This window comes from Bradyrhizobium sp. RT6a (assembly GCF_040547675.1).
Classification (GTDB): Bacteria; Pseudomonadota; Alphaproteobacteria; order Rhizobiales; family Xanthobacteraceae; genus Bradyrhizobium.
Window position 1 is genome coordinate 635214 of the sequence record NZ_JBEPQC010000002.1, and the last position, 14820, is coordinate 650033.

The 14820-nt window shown below is 64.7% G+C and carries 12 protein-coding genes; 6 read left to right on the plus strand and 6 right to left on the minus strand.

Annotated features, from left to right (window positions below):
• Nucleotides 1-3: 3 nt before the first annotated feature.
• Nucleotides 4-1047 (minus strand): patatin-like phospholipase family protein, encoded by a 1044-nt coding sequence (locus tag ABIC03_RS12830; RefSeq protein WP_354058503.1) that lies wholly within the window; start codon nucleotides 1045-1047, stop codon nucleotides 4-6.
• Nucleotides 1048-1287: 240 nt separating this feature from the next.
• Here ABIC03_RS12830 and ABIC03_RS12835 point away from each other — a divergent pair, with 240 nt between their 5' ends.
• On the plus strand, nucleotides 1288-2361 hold the full coding sequence (locus ABIC03_RS12835) for an RgsD C-terminal domain-containing protein (RefSeq protein ID WP_275168388.1): 1074 nt from the start codon (nucleotides 1288-1290) through the stop codon (nucleotides 2359-2361).
• A gap of 164 nt (nucleotides 2362-2525) precedes the next feature.
• The gene (locus ABIC03_RS12840) at nucleotides 2526-2945 is read left to right on the plus strand and encodes a hypothetical protein (RefSeq protein ID WP_354058505.1); all 420 of its coding nucleotides are present in this window, start codon (nucleotides 2526-2528) and stop codon (nucleotides 2943-2945) included.
• A 79-nt stretch (nucleotides 2946-3024) separates the two neighbouring features.
• On the opposite strand, the gene ABIC03_RS12845 is transcribed toward ABIC03_RS12840, so the two are convergent.
• Nucleotides 3025-4017 carry a zinc-dependent alcohol dehydrogenase family protein gene (locus ABIC03_RS12845; protein WP_354058507.1) on the minus strand — a complete coding sequence of 331 codons (993 nt, stop codon included), beginning with the start codon at nucleotides 4015-4017 and terminating at the stop codon, nucleotides 3025-3027.
• 104 nt (nucleotides 4018-4121) lie between these two features.
• On the opposite strand from ABIC03_RS12845, the gene ABIC03_RS12850 reads away from it, so the two are divergent.
• Nucleotides 4122-4973, plus strand: coding sequence for a LysR family transcriptional regulator (locus ABIC03_RS12850; RefSeq protein WP_354058509.1), 852 nt, complete (start codon nucleotides 4122-4124; stop codon nucleotides 4971-4973).
• Between the two features lie 1027 nt (nucleotides 4974-6000).
• Nucleotides 6001-8463, plus strand: coding sequence for a putative bifunctional diguanylate cyclase/phosphodiesterase (locus ABIC03_RS12855; RefSeq protein WP_354058513.1), 2463 nt, complete (start codon nucleotides 6001-6003; stop codon nucleotides 8461-8463).
• Here the strand turns inward: ABIC03_RS12855 and ABIC03_RS12860 are convergent.
• The 3 genes from ABIC03_RS12860 to thrS all read right to left on the minus strand — a co-directional run bounded on the left by ABIC03_RS12860 (nucleotide 8449) and on the right by thrS (nucleotide 12519).
• Nucleotides 8449-9717: a serine hydrolase domain-containing protein gene (locus tag ABIC03_RS12860; protein WP_354058515.1), complete on the minus strand. Its 1269-nt coding sequence runs from the start codon at nucleotides 9715-9717 to the stop codon at nucleotides 8449-8451. The two genes, ABIC03_RS12855 and ABIC03_RS12860, sit on opposite strands and share 15 nt — an antisense overlap.
• Before the next feature lie 63 nt (nucleotides 9718-9780).
• Entirely contained in the window at nucleotides 9781-10344 is a 564-nt protein-coding gene (locus tag ABIC03_RS12865; RefSeq protein ID WP_354058517.1) for a nitroreductase family protein, read from the minus strand.
• A gap of 93 nt (nucleotides 10345-10437) precedes the next feature.
• Complete coding sequence (gene thrS / locus ABIC03_RS12870; protein WP_354058519.1) at nucleotides 10438-12519, minus strand: threonine--tRNA ligase; 2082 nt, start codon at nucleotides 12517-12519, stop codon at nucleotides 10438-10440.
• A 186-nt stretch (nucleotides 12520-12705) separates the two neighbouring features.
• Between thrS and ABIC03_RS12875 the strand changes: the two genes are divergently transcribed.
• Nucleotides 12706-13878, plus strand: coding sequence for an MFS transporter (locus tag ABIC03_RS12875; protein WP_354058521.1), 1173 nt, complete (start codon nucleotides 12706-12708; stop codon nucleotides 13876-13878).
• Between the two features lie 92 nt (nucleotides 13879-13970).
• Nucleotides 13971-14348, plus strand: coding sequence for a hypothetical protein (locus tag ABIC03_RS12880; protein WP_275168379.1), 378 nt, complete (start codon nucleotides 13971-13973; stop codon nucleotides 14346-14348).
• On the opposite strand, the gene ABIC03_RS12885 is transcribed toward ABIC03_RS12880, so the two are convergent.
• Nucleotides 14305-14703, minus strand: a complete 399-nt coding sequence (locus ABIC03_RS12885) for a GrlR family regulatory protein (RefSeq protein WP_354058524.1) — start codon at nucleotides 14701-14703, stop codon at nucleotides 14305-14307. The two genes, ABIC03_RS12880 and ABIC03_RS12885, sit on opposite strands and share 44 nt — an antisense overlap.
• Nucleotides 14704-14820: the final 117 nt, after the last annotated feature.

Genomic DNA, 14820 nt, shown 5'->3' on the forward strand with positions numbered 1-14820 from the left:
TGATCAGTCCTGCTGCTGGTCGGCTTTCGGCGCGGTGCCCTCGGGCGCCGGCGCCAGTTCGTGGATTGCCTCCTGGATGGACTCCAGCGCGCGCTCGGCAGCGCGGGTGCCCAGGGCGATGAGGTCCTCGGAGCGGTGGAAATCGAACCAGCCGAATTGGCCGATCCGAGGTGTGATCAGCATATCGGGCGGATCGCCGGCGAGGCGGGCGCGGGTGATGCGGTCCTGCATGATGTTGAAGGCGTCGACCATCACCGAAGAGAGGCCGGGCCGGGCGCTGCCGCCGCCGAAGAACTCGCGCTTCACCGTCTTCTCGGGCGAGAAGAATCTCGGGAAGCGCCGCTTTGACGTCGGCTCTTCGGCCACGGGGATCACCGGCTCAGGTATCGCGCCGTGCGAATAGACCGTCGTCGAATAGGTGAAGATGTCGCTGGAAAGATTTGCGGCGATGACGATTTCGGCGCCGAGCGCGCGGGCGGCCGAGACCGGCACCGGGTTCACCAATGCGCCGTCGACCAGCCAGCGATCGCCGATCAGGACCGGAGAGAAGATGCCGGGCAGCGCATAGGAGGCGCGCATCGCGTCGACCACGCGGCCGCGCGTCAGCCAGATCTCGTGGCCGGTGCGGACCTCGGTCGCGACGGCAGCGAACTTGACCGGGAGATCCTCAATCTGGCTCTGGCCGCAGGCAGCCTCGAGCCGGGTCGCCAGCTTCTCGCCGCCGATCAGGCCCGAGCCGTTGAGGCGGATGTCGAGGTAGCCAAGGATATTGCGCATCCCTTGCAGGCTGCGGCCCCATTCTTCCAGCGTATCGAGCCGGCCGGCCGCATAGAGGCCGCCGACCACCGCGCCGATCGAGGTGCCGACCACGACGTCAGGCACGATTCCGTTGGCAAGCAGGGTCCGGATAATGCCGATATGAGCGAAGCCGCGCGCGGCGCCGCCGCCAAGCGCAAGGCCGATCACCGGCCGGCGGATGCTGCCCAGGCCGACTTTCTCGGCGACCTTATCGCTGTTCGAACCCCGACCCTTCAATATGTCCAGCACCGAAACTCTCCTACGCCGGGACCCGCCATCAGACTAGGCACCGTACTCGCGCTCCGCCAGAACCGGGCCGAAGCATGGTTTATGCCGGTTTGGGAAGGGCACGGGGCAGGAGTATGGCGAGCGACGGTGCCCTTGGGGTAATCACGCAGGCGTCAGCCGGGTTCCAAAACGGTGTCGGGCCGTATTTCTCGGGGAGTCAGAGGCTTGAATTTGCCGCGTTTTCGGTGAAAAGCAGGTGGCATGACTCTCGGGGGTGACGGCATCATCGGATGGCGGCGCAGCGCATCGCTGCTGCCGGCCCTGGTCCTTGCTGCCTGCCTCTATACTCTTGGCCAAAATGCTGCACAGGCGCAGCTTTTCTCCGATCGTCCACCGCCGGTGCCGCCCGCTTCGGTGCCCGATCCCGGCGGTGCCGTCAGTCTGGCGCCGCCCTCCGGCCCGGGTGCCGGACCGCCGAGCCTGCCGCCGACCCTGTTGCAGCCGACCACGCCCAGCATGCCGCCGCCCGCGGTCACGACCGTGCCGTCCGCCGCGCCGCTCAACGCGGCCGTGCCCGGACAGGGCGTGCTGTCGCTGACGGCGAAATACGGCAAGGACACCCCGCCGATCACCAGCGGTCTGGTCTGGCGCGTGTTTGCCGATCGTCCCGACGAGAACGGCACCTTCAAGCTGATCCGCGAGGATCGCAATGCCACGCCAAACATCGTGCTGCCGCCCGGCAATTACGTCGTGCACGTCGCCTTTGGCCTGGTCAGCGCGGTGCGCACCGTCAGCCTGAAGGCCGAGACCGATCGCGAATCCTTCGTGCTGCCGGCCGGCGGCCTGCGCATCGAGGGCCGCGTCGGCACCAGTCGCATTCCGCAGAACCAGATCTCGTTCGCGATCTACAAGGGCAGCCAGTTCGAATCCGGCGAGCGCGCCTCCCTGGTGCCGAACGTCGCAGCCGGCGACGTCGTGCTGCTGCCGGAGGGCACCTACTACATCATCTCGAATTACGGCGACGCCAATTCGGTGGTGCGCTCGGATATCCGCGTCCAGGTCAGCAAGCTCACCGACGTCACCATCACCCACCGCGCCGCCGTCATCACGCTCAAGCTCGTCAGCGACAGGGGCGGCGAGGCGCTCGCCAACACCGCCTGGTCGGTGCTGACCCCGGGCGGCGACGTGATCAAGGAATCGATCGGCGCCTTCCCGCGCGTCGTGCTCTCCGAAGGCGAATACCGCGCCATCGCCAAGAACGAGGGCAAGGTCTACGAGCGCGGCTTCAACGTCGTCAACGGCGTCGACGGCGAAGTGGAAGTCGTCGCGCGGTAATGCTTGAGCGGTGATGCCGCATGCGGCCCGAAGCTGGTCTTCGTGCCCAGTGAACACTTCTCATTCAGCGCACGGATCCCCTTATCTTATTACCGCCAGTCCCATGACGTGTGCGAAGGCGAATTCTCTCCGCTACGCCGTTTGGTGTTGCGACTTGAATAGCTTTGTCAGCGCTACCAGGCAGGACCGATCAACACCGGCACCGCCGGCTTATTCCAGCCGCGCCGCGACTTCCTCAAAGCCGGTGCAAGATACCTATTTCCGATAATCAATTTCATTCGCTTTCCATCCTGCTGGGTTATATGTCGGGCATCCCTCCAACGGGGGAGGCCGGAGCAGGCTCGTGCGTCTGCGAGACCGGTAAGGAGCAGGGGACCAAGCTCGTCGGCATGTTCGAAGTGATCCTCACCAGGCGTAAGCGGTTCGGCTGGCGGTGGCAGGTGTGCGACCAATCCGGCAAGAAATTTGCCGATGGCTTCGAGCGCACCCGGCCGTCCGCCAAATATCATGGCGAGCGCGCATTGTTCTTTCTGCTGTCGCAGGCCCATCTGAGCAATCGCTTGGCGACCTCCGGCGAGGACTAGTCGCGTCGGCACGTGCGCGTCTCCGCAGCCCGGCTTGCGCTTCGGTCCATCCGGCAACGAGACTTCTCTGCCAGCGCCGTCAGATATCCACGACGAGCTTGCCCTGCGTCGCGTGATCGCGGATCAGCGCATAGGCTTCATCGACACTCTCCAGCGTGAAGTGCCGCGGATCCAGCAGCGGCAAGAGCTTGCCCGCCTCAACCAGGCGCGTGGCCTCCAACATGATCTCTCCGTGATGCGCGCGGCCTTCGCCTGACAGCAGTGGCAGCAGCGTGAACACGCCGGAATAGGTGGCGGCGCGGAACGAGAGCGGCGCAAGCCCATGCGTACCCCATCCGAGCGCGCTCACGACATGGCCGAAGCGGCGTACGGCTTCGAACGAGGCGTCGAGGACCTTGCCGCCGACGGTGTCGTAGACGACGTCGAAGCCGCGGCCGCCCGTATGCTCTGCAACATAAGTCGCGATGGCGGTATCGCGATCGATGAAGGTCGCGCCAAAACCTTCGATGGTGGCGCGCTGCGATGCCGAGCCGGTCGCGAACACATCTGCTCCGAACGCGCGCGCGATCTGGATCGCGATGTGGCCGACGCCGCCTGCGCCGCCATGGATCAACACCTTTTGGCCGGCCTTCAGCGCCGCGCGGTCAATCAGTCCCTCCCAGGCCGTGATGAAGATGAGGGGCAGGGCGGCTGCCTCCCGCATGCTGAGATTGGCAGGCTTCAACGCCAGCAGGTCGGTGTCGACAGCGGCGAATTCGGCGAGCGATCCCTGTACGCCGCCGACACCTCCCGTCATGCCATAGACCTCGTCGTCCGGCTTGAACCGCGAGATGTCATGTCCGGTCTGCTCGATCACGCCGGCGAGATCCAGTCCGAGAATCGCAGGCAGCGGATGGCGCGCATGCGCCGCGGCGGCGGCGTGGATCTTGGTGTCGAGCGGATTGATCCCGCTCGCGCGGATTCGCACCAGCACGTCTCGCGGACCGATCTCGGGCCTGGAGATCGTTGAGAGGCGCTGGGGCGCGTTGTGGGCCTCCAGGACGGCCGCGCGCATGGTCGATTGTCTCGTCATGATCGTCTTGCTCCGTTGATGGCCTCCAATATGCTCATGAACTTTTGCATGGGAAGGAATGAGAATGTACGATTGCCGTGCGTTTTTGTATGAGGAGGCTTCCGGTGGACTGGAGCGATCTGCGCATCTTCCTGGCGATTGCGCGCCAAGGCACTCTCGGCGCGGCCGCGCGCAAGATCGGCCAGACCCAGCCGACGATGGGACGGCGACTTCGCGCGCTCGAACAGTCGCTCGGCCAAACGCTGTTCCAGCGCACGGCGGATGGTTCCGTGCTGACCGACGAGGGCACGGCTGTGCTGCGCCATGCCGAGCGGATCGAAGAGGAGGCGCTCGCCTTGGAGCGGCGTGCGTCCGGTGCGGAGACGCAGCTCGATGGCTTGCTGCGTCTGTCGTCGTCGGACTGGTTCGGGACGGCAATACTCTCGCCGGTGATTGCCGCCTTCGGCAAGCGCCATCCCAAGGTGACCGTCGAGCTTCTGACCGATGCGCGCCTCTACAGCCTGCCGCGCCGCGAGGCTGATCTCGTCTTCCGCATCAAACCGTTTAGCGAGTCTGAAGTGATCTCCCGAAAGCTGCTCCACATTCCCTACGCACTCTACGGCAAGAAAGGCAGCAAGCCGCCACGCGCAGGCGACGGAAGCGGTGTCCGCGTTGTGACCATGAATACCGAATTCGCCGACATGCCCGATGCCCTGTGGCTGAGGCGCACGCTGCCGAATATGGAAATCGCCTCGCGCAGCAACAACAGGCAGGCGCAGGCGGAGCTTTGCGCGAGCGGCGGCGGGCTCGCGGTGCTGCCGCGCCCGCTCGGCGACCGCGACCGCCGGCTGGTCGCGCTCGACATCGGGGCGACGCCACCCGGCCGCGACACTTTTGTGGGTTATCATCGCGATCTCAAGCGCCTTACCCGCGTGCGCGCGCTGCTCGATCTCGTGATCGAGCGATTGGCAGGGTGATGGCTCCTGACACGCTGCCGTAGCCAGGGTGTGCGAAGCGATACCCGGGACAGCCCGTGGTGGGAATCCCGGATGTCGCTTCGCTCATCCGGGCTACAAGACCTTGCGGTGCCTGTCGGGCAAAACACCCAAGCTGTCAGTCAACGCACGCCGGCAAAAATATTCCACTTTATCGAAATTCGGAAACGGCGTATGTGTCGCCTACTCCGGCCCAAGGAAGAGGGGCGTATCGCGATCGTCACGAACGCGGGCCGGACGGCGGTGGACGTTAGCCACATCGGCGCGAAGGGCTTCGCAGGGCGGGCAACCGTGAGCGAAAGTGTCGCGCACACGACCGGTGTGATCGGCGTACGGCAAAATCGTGTGGTCCTGGCGCCCGGGGTCTGTGCGCCAAGCGTTGCGGCGATGTGGATTGCCCAACCGGGCACACGCATCAGCGATCCGCAAGGCGACGGGGGCAATAGTGCATCGCTCCCCGGGGAGAGCGCGACATAAGCCGTAAAACCACTGCGCAGGGAAGGCCGGATGTTTTGGCTTCACCTGTATGCCGCTGTGCAATGTTCTAACGACAATTTCGCACAGTGGACCGCGGGTGCCAGCCGGCACCCGGTCTTCCCTGCGCCCTCTTTCAATTGAGGGTGAGACGACGAAGCAAAGCTCGGGCGAACACGCCGCGAGGATGCGAAGGTGTGCCTACAAGCGAGATGTGAATTTAAGAGCGACGCTCTTGCCTACGCTCCGTCATTGCGAGCGCAGCGAAGCAATCCAGAGTCATTCCGCGTGGGCAGTCTGGATTGCGTCGCTGCGCTCGCAATGACGATGCTGATGCAGCGGTGCGCCAAAGCTTCGGTCTCACGCGCCTCCTACGCAACGCCTTCGCACAACCGTCATAGTCTCTAACGCCCACTAACCAACGCCCGACTTTAAACTGTCATAATCGCTGAACGGAACCCGCACTCGCGCGCTCTTTACACGCCGTTAAGCGCGGCTGCATTGGATGCGACGGGAAAGTGCGTTGGGGACTGCCATGAGTGCCGCGAAGAAAGTGTCGGGAAAACCGGCCGCCGAAATGTTCGACGACATCCCGGTGCTTCAGCGCAAATGGCGTGCCGCGTTGAAGCCGGGCGAGCGGCTGCCGCGCTACGAGGACGTGATGCTCGGCAGCCTGGGACGGCTCGCCGACCACATCGCGCTGCTCAAGGGCGATGGCGCGCTCGAACTGTCGCGCAGCGGACGCTACGTGCAGAAATGGCTCGGCGAAGAGCGTTGGGACATCCCGGTCGCCGCGCTCTCGCCCGATTGCGCCACCGCGCTGTCGGAAGCCGCGGCGAGCGCGCTCGCCAAAGGCCGGCCGCACCAGGCGAGCGCACATTGCGTGCGCGACGGCATGGTCAGGACCTACGATGTGCTGGCGCTGCCGACCGCCTCGCGCTGGGGCGCGACGCTGGTCGGCGCCTACATCAACGAACGCGGCGCGCAATACAATCTCCTGGACGCGATCTTCGCGTCGACCAACGACGCGGTGGTCTCGCTGGCGACGCTGCGCGACGCGGGTGGCGAGCCGTTCGATCTCCAGATCGTGCACCACAACAGGAGTGCGGGCCTGCTGCTGAAGGCCGAAGGCGCGGACTTGTTGTGGCGCCGGATCGGCGAGGGAGACACGTTGCTGGCCTCGGTTGAAGTCCTGGAATTCCTGCTCAAGGCCGTCTCCGGCGGTCGCGGCGAGCAGCTCGAGATCGAGAGCGATGGACGGCATCTCCGGCTGAGCGCCACCGCGTTTGCCGACGTGGTCTCGCTGACGATTTCGGATGTCACAGTGTTGAAGCGGCGCGACGCCTCGTTCCGCCTGCTGTTCGACAACAACCCGATGCCGATGTGGGTGTTCGACGCCGCGAGCAAGCAGTTTCTCAGCGTCAACGACGCCGCGGTCCAGCATTACGGCTACAGCCGCGCCACCTTCCTGCGCATGAAACTGCACGAGATCTGGCCGCAGGACGAGTGGGACAGCCATGCCGAGGCGCTCGAACGCATCGGCGACGCCTATCACTCCTCGCGCAACTGGCGGCATCTGCGTGCCGACGGCAGCGAGATCGAGGTGCTGACCTTCGGCCGCCGCGTCGCCTTCGACGATCGCGACGGCTATCTGGTCGCGGTGGTCGACATCACCGAACGGCGCAAGGCCGAGGCGCGGATCGCCCACATGGCGCACCATGACGGGCTCACCGATCTGCCGAACCGCGAATATTTCCAGGAGCGCCTGAAGCAGGCGCTCGACCAGGCCGCCGGAAAGCGGGTCGGCGTGCTCTACATCGATCTGGACCTGTTCAAGAACATCAACGATTCCTTCGGTCATCCGGTGGGCGATCGCCTGTTGAAGGAGGTTGCGGCCCGTTTGAGCACCGCGGTCCGGGGCGCCAATCTCGCGGCCCGGCTCGGCGGCGACGAGTTCGCGGTGATCCTGGCGGCCGACGTCTCGCCCAACGAGGCCAGCGCCTGCGCGGGCTTGCTGATCGACATGCTGAAGGCGTCCTATGAGATCGACGGGCAGGAGATGGTGATCGGCGCCAGCATCGGCATCGCCCTGTCGCCGGGCGACGGTACGACGTCGGAAGAGTTGATGCGCAACGCCGATATGGCGTTGTACCGGGCGAAGTCTGACGGCGGCGGCGTGCATCATTTCTTCGAGCGCGAGATGGATCTGCAGGCGCAGAAGCGCCGTGACATGGAGCTCGATCTGCGCCGCGCGTTTGCGAATGGCGAATTCGAGCTGCACTACCAGCCGCTGGTATCGATCGCCTCCGACCGCATCTCCGGCTTCGAGTCGCTGCTGCGCTGGCATCACCCCGACAAGGGCATGATCTCGCCGGCGGAGTTCATTCCGGTCGCCGAGGACATCGGCCTGATCACCCAACTCGGTGAGTGGGTGCTGCGCGAGGCCTGCTCTGAAGCGGTGAAATGGCCTGTCGAGGTCAAGGTCGCGGTCAATCTGTCGCCGGCGCAGTTCCGCAGCCGCAATCTGGTTCAGGTCGTGATCTCGGCCCTGGCGCAGTCCGGTCTGTCGCCGAAGCGGCTCGAGCTTGAGATCACCGAGTCGATCTTCCTGGCCGAGACCGATGCCAATCTCGCCATTCTGCACCAGTTGCGCGAGCTCGGCGTCAGCATCTCCATGGATGATTTCGGCACCGGCTATTCCAGCCTCAGCTATCTCCGCAGCTTCCCCTTCGACAAGATCAAGATCGACCGCTCCTTCGTCAAGGATCTGGCAGGGCGGCCCGATTGCGTCGCGATCGTTCGCGCGATCTCGGGGCTTGGCCGCAGCCTCAACATCACCACGACCGCGGAAGGCGTCGAGACCGAGGATCAGCTCGCGTGGTTGCGCGCCGAAGGCTGTAACGAAGTCCAGGGCTTCTTGTTCAGCGCGGCGCGGCCCGCCGCCGAGATCGCAAGGCTGCTCGCCGATTTTGGCCAGCACGCGTCACGGGCGGCGTAGCTCGGGCGGGTAGCAATCGTAGACCAGCGCCTTGAAGGCGGGCGTGATGCGGCTGCGCTCGTTCTGGGTCTGCTGCATCAGCAGGTAGACCATGTCGAGCTTGGGATCGACGCCGAAATAGGTGCCGCTGCCACTGTCCCATTTCAACTCGCCGAGCGAGCCCGGCGCCGGTGGTTTGGCGTTGCCGGCATCGGTCCGCACCGCGAGGCCATAGCCATAGCCGAAGCCGTCGCCCGGAAAATAGAAGTAATCGCGTCCGACGCCCGAGCCCGGCCCGACGTGATCGGTCGTCATGGCCTTGAACGCGGCGGGGCTCAGATAGCGCTTGCCGTCGAACTCGCCGCCATTGAGCAGCATCTGCGAGAAGCGCTGATAGTCGGTGATCGTCGAGAGCAGCCCGCCGCCGCCGGACTGCCATTCGGGATGGTCGAGGCGGTCGCGCTCGCCGGCGAGCAGGATCTTGTCGTTCGGCAGCGGCCGCGCCATCCGCGCGAGCTCGTCCTCTGTCGCCAGCGCGAACTTGGTGCTGGTCATGCCGAGCGGATCGAAGATGCGCTGCTTGAGGAATGCGTACAGCGTCTGGCCCGAGATGATCTCGATGACGCTGCCGAGCACGTCGGTGGAATGACCGTAGCGCCACAGCGTTCCCGGCTGCCGCGCCAGCGGCAGCTTTGCGATTCGTTGGGCGAATTCCCTGTTGTTGAACTGACCTTCGAAGATGTTGGCGGCCTTGTAGGCCTGCTCGACCCATTTGCCGCCGATATAATCGTAGCTGATGCCGGAGGTGTGCCGCAGCAGATCCTCGATGTTGACGGGACGGATCGGGGCCACGAGATCCAGATGCAAGGTGCCGTCGGGGTTGGTGACCTCCAGGCCCACCTTGGTGTCGGCAAAGAGGGGAATGTATTTCGACACGGGGTCGGTGAGCGCGAGCTTGCCCTCGTCGATCAGCATCATCGCGCCAAGGCACGTGACCGGCTTGGTCATGGAGTGGATGGCGAAGATCGTATCGGGCGTCATCGCGAGGCCCGTCCTGGTGTCGCGCACGCCGAAAGTCTTCAGATAGACCGGCGTGCCGTGCTGCTGGACTAGCACCACGGCGCCCGGCAGCCGGCCGCTCGTCACCTCGTTGTCGAAATACGCTGTGATGCGGTCGAGTCCGTCGGACGACGGAGCAGGGGTGTCTGCAGCGCGCGCCCGCGCCATCGTGCCGGCCAGCAGCGCGGCTCCGACCAGAAATTCACGACGCTTCATCCGGGCTTCCTTCCTGGCCGGGATCAAAGCCGCAAGACGTCGAAGGCGTCAACACGCCTTCGATTAAAATCGCGTCACGATTTCAGAAAGGACCGGTCGCGGACGGTCTTCGCTCGGCCTGGTCGGCTTCCCGATATGGACGAAGCCGGCGAGTTTCTCGTCCGGCTTGAGGCCGAGGCCATCCAGCACGTCGCGATCGAACGAGAACCAGCCGGTCAGCCAGCAGGCGCCGTAGCCGAGCGCGGTCGCGGCCGTGACGATGTTCATGACGCTGGCACCGGCGGACAATTCCTGCTCGAAGGCCGGCACCTTCGGATGCGGCTTGGTGAAGCTGACGATGCCGATCACCAGCGGCGCATCCGTGAGGCGTTTGCGCTCGGTCTCGACGTCGGCCGCCGGCGCGCCGGGATTCTTCCGGGCGAACACCTTCGCGATCACCTCGCCCGCGCGCTGGCGCGCATCGCCCTCGAAAATGATGAAGCGCCAGGGCGCAAGCTTGCCATGGTCGGGCACGCGCGCGCCGATGGTGAGGATGGTCTCGAGCTCGGCCGGGGAGGGGCCGGGACCGGACATCTCGCGCGGCTTGACCGAGCGGCGGGTCTTCAGGAGTTCGATGGCGTCGGGCACTGCGGTTTCCTCTTCGGCTGGTCGTCGGGCGTGCAGTCCCCACATAGGAATGCACGCCCGCAACCGAAAGCGAGTTTAGACCGATTTCAGATGTCAGGCCGCGCCGCGCGCCCGCTTAACATCCGGCGGGGTCGCCTCGTCGACGAGGGCGGCGATGGCCTCCGCCGTTGTCATCACGTTCTGCCCGTCGCTGCCGAGCCGGCGGATCGAGACCGACTGCGTCTCGGCCTCTTTCTTGCCGACCACGAGCAGTGCTGGAATTTTGGCCAGCGAATGCTCGCGGACCTTGTAGTTGATCTTTTCGTTGCGCAGGTCGATCTCGGCCCGAAGTCCCGCACGCCGGACTTGCTCCAACACCTGCTTGGCATACTCGTCGGCTTCCGACGTGATGGTGGTGACCACCACCTGCACCGGCGACAGCCAGAGCGGGAAGTTGCCGGCATAGTGCTCGATCAGGATGCCGATGAAGCGCTCCATCGAACCGCAGATCGCGCGGTGCACCATCACCGGCGGCTTCTTGCTGCTGTCGTGGTCGATGTAGAACGCACCGAACCGTTCCGGCAGGTTGAAGTCGACCTGCGTGGTGCCGCATTGCCAGTCGCGGCCGATGGCGTCGCGCAGTACATATTCGAACTTCGGTCCGTAGAAGGCGCCTTCGCCCGGATTGATCTCGGTCTTGATGTGATTGTTCTGCGACTGGATCTCGCGCAGCACCGTCGCCATCACGCGCTCGGCGTGATCCCACATCGCGTCGGTGCCGACGCGTTTCTCCGGGCGGGTCGACAGCTTCACCGTGAGGTCGCCGGTGAAGCCGAAATCGGCGTAGGTCGACAGGATCAGTTCGTTGATCTTCAGGCACTCGTCGGCGAGCTGATCCTCCATGCAGAAGATGTGCGCGTCGTCCTGGGTGAAGCCGCGCACGCGCATCAATCCGTGCATCGCGCCGGACGGCTCGTAGCGGTGCACCACGCCGAACTCGGCGAGCCGCAGCGGCAGGTCGCGGTAGCTCTTCAGGCCATGCTTGAAGATCTGCACGTGGCCCGGGCAGTTCATCGGCTTCAGCGCGAACCAGCGCTTGTCCTCGGCCTCCTCGCCGGCCGACTGCGCCGCGAACATGTTCTCGCGATACCAGCCCCAATGGCCGGAGGTCTCCCACAGCGACTTGTCGAGGATCTGCGGGGCGTTGACCTCGCTATAGTCACCGGCCAGGCGCCGCCGCATATAGGCGATCAGCTGCTGGAAGATGGTCCAGCCCTTGGCGTGCCAGAACACGACGCCCGGGCCTTCCTCCTGGAAGTGGAAGAGATCGAGCTCGCGCCCGAGCTTGCGATGGTCGCGCTTTTCCGCTTCCTCGATCTGCTTCAGATAAGCGTCGAGGTCCTCCTGCTTGGCGAATGCCGTGCCGTAGATGCGGGTCAGCATCGGGTTGTTGCTGTCGCCGCGCCAATACGCGCCGGCCACTTTCATCAGTTTGAAGGCGTTGCCGACCTTGCCGGTCGAGGTCATGTGCGGGCCGCGGCAGAGATCGAACCAGTCGCCCTGGTAATAGATCTTGATCGGCTCATTGCCGGGAATGGCGTCGACCAGCTCGACCTTGAATGCCTCGCCCTTGTCGCGGAACACCTGTTTTGTCTTTTCGCGATCCCAAACCTCCTTCGTGAAAGGTTTGTCGCGCGCGATGAGCTCGCGCATCTTTTTCTCGATCGCGGCAAAGTCTTCCGGCGTGAACGGCTCGTTGCGGAAGAAATCGTAATAGAAGCCGTTCTCGATCACGGGGCCGATGGTGACCTGGGTGCCCGGCCACAGCGTCTGCACGGCTTCGGCAAGCACGTGGGCGCAGTCATGGCGGATCAGCTCGAGCGCGCGCGGATCGTCGCGGTTGATCAGCTCGATCCTGGCATCGGCTTCGATGGGATCGTCGAGGTCGGAGACCACGCCGTCGAGCGCCATCGCGACCGTGCGCTTGGCCAGCGACGGCGAAATGCCTTTGGCGAGTTCGAGGCCGGTGATGCTCTTGGCGTATTCGCGCCGGGCGCCGTCCGGGAAGGTAAGGGTGATTTTTTCCGGCGGGGTCACGGGCCTCAAATTGCTGAGGCTGTACTGGAAGCCGGATTCGGATTTGGGCTGCTCGGACTTGGATGGGTCCTTGGATTGGTCGTTGGGCTGGTCGGTCATGGCATGTCTCCTGAGGCTCACTCCTGCGAACGAGCGCAGGTAAGCGGGAACGAGCGATATATCAGGCGATTCGGCCTGCGCAATCCGGCATTTCCAAGAAACCGGCGCGCAAAAGCGGGGGCGCTGCACGAACTATTCCGGGCAACGCCCTTTAACTGGTCGCAAGGCGGCTCTACATGCGTTTGCATGGAAAATGCACGCGTCGGCCGCTTCGCGCCAACCGCCCTGATGCTCGGAAATCTCGTCACCGGCTGCTCGGTCTTGGCACCGGCCGGCATGCTGCCCGAATTGGCGATGGGGCTCGACGTCAGCATCCATGCGGCCGGGCTCCTGATCACCTTCGGCGCCATCATCCTGTGCATCGGCTCGCCGCTGACGGCCTGGCTCACCAGCCGGATCGAGCGCCGGACGCTGCTCGCCACGACGCTGGCGGTGCTCGCTTTTGGCAATCTGGCCTCAGCCTTTGCGCCCGACTATGCAAGCCTCCTCGTCATCCGCCTAGTGATGCTCGCGGTCGGCGCGCTCTACACGCCGCAGGCCGCCGGCACGGCGGCGCTGATCGTGCCGGTGGAACGTCGCGGCAGCACGATTGCCTACATCTTTCTCGGCTGGTCGCTCGCTGCCGCCGTCGGCCTGCCGCTGATCACCTTCATCGCCAGCCGCTATGGCTGGCGCGCGGCCTATGGCGGGATCGGCGCCCTTGGTTGCGTCAGCTTGCTGCTGTTGCTGATGCGGCTGCCGGCGGGCTTGAAGGGGACGCCGGTGGATCTGAAGACCTGGAGCTCGGTTGGTCGCAACAGGACGATCCTGCTTCTGCTTGCGATCACGATGTTGCAGATGTCCGGGCAGTTCGTGGTATTCACCTTCATGGGGCCGCTGCTCAACAAGCTGACCGGCGCAGGGCCCGATGCGATCGGCCTGGTGTTCGCTCTCTATGGCGTCTGCGGCTTCCTCGGCGTTGTCATCGCGACCCGCATCGTCGACACCTCGGGACCCTATCGCACCTCGCTGTTGTTCACCTGCCTGCTGCTTGCAGGAATCACGGGCTGGGCGCTCGGCGCCGGCACGCTCGCGTTGATGGCGGGTGCGGTCGCGATCTGGGGCCTCGGCTTTGCCTCGACCAATTCCATGCAGCAGGTGCGGCTGGTCTCGGCCGCACCGTCGCTGGCATCGGCGACCGTCGCACTGAACACCTCCGTCCTCTATATCGGCCAGGCGGTCGGCTCTGCCGTCGGCGGACTGCTGTTCGCCCGCGAGCTCCTGCATACGCTCGGCTTCGTCGCGGTCGGTTTTGTCGTGCTGGCGCTGATCCTGGTGGTCCTGACCCGGCCCCGGCCGGCAACTGCCGCCCCGGCCTGAACGGAAGCGTGTCCGTGTGCGCAAGGTGCTTGGCAAACCGCGCGCCGGGAGGCTAGAAGGCCGGTCATGGGGACCAAAGAGGGTTGACTGAAATGAGGATGATTCTGGCGGTTGCCGCGGTGCTCTATTCAGCTTCCGCTTTCGCGCAAGCCGACAAGCCACCAATGATCGGGGACAAGCCGTTGGTGCAGGTCAAGCCCAAGGGCAGCAAGGAGGCTGCGGCCAAGCCGGCTGCGGCGCCGAAGGGCAAGCCCCAATCGATCGCGGCGCGGCTCCAGGCTTGCCTCGACCTCGATGACGGCACCAAGGACCGGCTCAATTGCTACGACGCCGTGATCGCGCCGACACCGAAACCGAAGCCGCCGAAGGCCAAAGGCTACGCCGATTGCCGTTTCTTCAAGGAAGAGGACGAGCGGCTGGCTTGTTTCAACGGCTTTGCCGAAAGCATTCCGAAGCTGCCAAAAACCTGAGGCAGATCGCAAAGTCTGGGAGCCGGGCGGTTTCGCTGACCCGGCTCAACACGGCCCTGAAGGCAACGCCCGGCAGTTGCAGTGCGGTGCCTTCGAATTCCGCGGTGTCGCCATCCTCCCGTCCCGCGAGCGTCAGCGTGATCCGGTCGAGACCGAACAGCGCCTTGAAGGACTGGTCGTCATTGTAGCGCTCGGTCGAGATCTTGACCTTGATGCTGTCGCCTTCGCCCGTGCAGGTGCCGATGAACGCGAAAGCGGAATTGCCGCCGCGCATCTTGCCCTCCGTCACATAGACGACGCCGCAACCGGTGCCGTGAACCGTGTGGAAGTCGACCTTGTAGAGTCCCTGACGCACTGCATGTCCCCGCAGAATCCCAAATACAACTTGGCCGGCAAAGTATGATTGTTGCCAGTGGAAGCAATCCCGGCCCCGGGACCGTCGGCCATCAACATCAGATTTTGATCAAGGCCT

Bases quoted from the DNA above. Each gene is read 5' to 3' on its own strand.
- ABIC03_RS12835 (WP_275168388.1), top strand. From the start codon at position 1,288: ATGACTCTCGGGGGTGACGGCATCATCGGATGGCGGCGCAGCGCATCG.
- ABIC03_RS12845 (WP_354058507.1), bottom strand. From the start codon at position 4,017: ATGACGAGACAATCGACCATGCGCGCGGCCGTCCTGGAGGCCCACAAC.
- ABIC03_RS12855 (WP_354058513.1), top strand. From the start codon at position 6,001: ATGAGTGCCGCGAAGAAAGTGTCGGGAAAACCGGCCGCCGAAATGTTC.
- ABIC03_RS12860 (WP_354058515.1), bottom strand. From the start codon at position 9,717: ATGAAGCGTCGTGAATTTCTGGTCGGAGCCGCGCTGCTGGCCGGCACG.
- thrS (WP_354058519.1), bottom strand. From the start codon at position 12,519: ATGACCGACCAGCCCAACGACCAATCCAAGGACCCATCCAAGTCCGAG.
- ABIC03_RS12875 (WP_354058521.1), top strand. From the start codon at position 12,706: ATGGAAAATGCACGCGTCGGCCGCTTCGCGCCAACCGCCCTGATGCTC.
- ABIC03_RS12880 (WP_275168379.1), top strand. From the start codon at position 13,971: ATGAGGATGATTCTGGCGGTTGCCGCGGTGCTCTATTCAGCTTCCGCT.